The sequence below is a fragment of the Priestia sp. P5_B4 genome (assembly GCF_056400385.1).
Map to the genome: position 1 here is coordinate 1 of NZ_JBFULJ010000989.1, position 1,315 is coordinate 1,315.

Consider the following 1,315-nt stretch of genomic DNA (forward strand, 5'->3'; position numbering starts at 1 on the left):
GCATAAAGAAGCAGCTGAAAAACTGCGTTCATTAATGGCTACCTATGCTAATTCTGAAGACTTAATTAACATAGGTGCCTACAAAAGAGGATCTTCTGCTTACATTGATGAGGCCATTCACTATCATCCTGTCATTGATGCATTTTTAAAGCAAAAAACGAACGAACATCCGTCATTTGAAACAAGTGTAACAAAGCTCTGTGAACTGTTTGTGAAAGGTGAGTAAATATGGCATATGAATTTAGGTTATCTAAAATAATGGCAATCAAGTCAAATGAAAAGGATGAACTGCTATCTCAATATAATCAATCCTTACAGCAGTTTGAAACAGCGGGTGAAAAGCTTTATAAAAAGTTAAAAGAAAAAGAAACGCTAATTGAACAGCATACGGGCAAAATGAAGCAAGGGCTTTCTATTTTAGAAATTACGTCATTTCAGCAGTTTTTAACAAGTGCCGAACGAGTGATTGAGAGGCTGCAACAAGAGGTCATGTTTGCAAGACAGCAAATGAACTTAAAGAAACTGAAGCTAGAAGAAAAGAACATAGAAGTAAAGAAGTATGAACAGTTAAAAAAGAGAGACTACGATTCTTATATAACCGCGGAAAAACAGTTAGAAGCGAAGCAAATGGATGAGCTGTCGCTACAGCAGTATATGCTGCATAGGAATTAGGTGGAAAACATGGCCAATCAAAAAGAGTTAAGAGAAGAGTACGAAGAAGAAAAGTCTTACAGTAAAAGCCAAGTGTTTTTATTTTTAATCTTTATTCCAGCAGTGTTCCTTATCTTGGCGGCTTATATTGTTCTGACGCTTTTAGGCGTTAATGTAAATGATAAAGTTTCAGCTATTACACACGCCATTCCATTTGTATCAAGTGAACAGTCGCAAAAAAATGAAAATATTCAAGAAAGCAATGAAGAGATACAAAAGCAGGTTGAAAGTCTTCAAAAGAAGCTGAGCACAAAAGAAAAGCAAATCGCAGCTTACGAGAAAACGATCACTACAAAAGACCGTCAAATGGAYGAACTAAAAATTGAAATGCGCGATTTGGAAGAAAAAGCCGACGATGAAGAGAAAAAACAAAAAAAAAATCAGCTGGCAAAAAAAGATGTCATTGCTACCTATGAAAACATGTCTCCTAAAAATGCAGCACTTATCTTTGCCGAATTAAAAGAAGACAAAGCGGTCGCGATGCTTAAGCAGTTCAAAGCGAGTACAAGAACGGCAATCTTAGAAAAAATGGATCCGAAAGTAGCTGCCCGCTATACGACATTGTTAACAGATCAGATTGAGGAATAAAAGCAGAGGTGAAAAC

At 36.3% G+C, this 1,315-nt stretch carries 2 protein-coding genes and 1 pseudogene; all 3 read left to right on the forward strand.

Annotation, left to right across the window (positions count from 1 at the left end; all coding sequences use genetic code 11):
• Positions 1 to 226: pseudogene (gene fliI / locus AC1DRF_RS28135) on the forward strand (flagellum-specific ATP synthase FliI); the annotation flags it as partial.
• Positions 227 to 228: 2 nt separating this feature from the next.
• Positions 229 to 672 carry a flagellar export protein FliJ gene (fliJ, locus tag AC1DRF_RS28140; RefSeq protein WP_427075217.1) on the forward strand — a complete coding sequence of 148 codons (444 nt, stop codon included), beginning with the start codon at positions 229 to 231 and terminating at the stop codon, positions 670 to 672.
• 9 nt (positions 673 to 681) lie between these two features.
• Positions 682 to 1,299 carry a MotE family protein gene (locus AC1DRF_RS28145; protein ID WP_477742327.1) on the forward strand — a complete coding sequence of 206 codons (618 nt, stop codon included), beginning with the start codon at positions 682 to 684 and terminating at the stop codon, positions 1,297 to 1,299.
• Positions 1,300 to 1,315: the final 16 nt, after the last annotated feature.